The sequence below is a fragment of the Psychrobacter sp. GW64-MNA-CIBAN-0177 genome, assembly GCF_040309585.1.
In the GTDB taxonomy this organism is placed as follows: Bacteria; Pseudomonadota; Gammaproteobacteria; order Pseudomonadales; family Moraxellaceae; genus Psychrobacter; species Psychrobacter okhotskensis.
Map to the genome: position 1 here is coordinate 1 of NZ_JBEOOY010000577.1, position 239 is coordinate 239.

Annotated in this window: 1 pseudogene; it reads left to right on the top strand. The window is 34.7% G+C overall.

From position 1 onward, the window contains the following. A pseudogene (locus AAEY79_RS16290) lies at window positions 1–239 on the top strand (replication initiation protein); the annotation flags it as partial.

A 239-nucleotide genomic window follows, 5' to 3' on the forward strand; every position in this document is an offset into this window, starting at 1 on the left:
GGCTTTATGAGCTGCTGGTTCAATGGAAACAAGCCAAAAAAACACCTGTATTTGAATTGGAGAAATTCAGAGGGCAGTTAGGGCTAGAGTTTGACGAATATCAAACCATGAGCAATTTCAAAAAGAGGGTTTTAAACCTTGCTGTTGAAGAGATAAATGAAAAATCAGACCTTAATATTAGTTACACTCAAAAGAAGAAGGGTCGTAAGATTATAGGTTTTAGTTTTATTGTTTTAGAG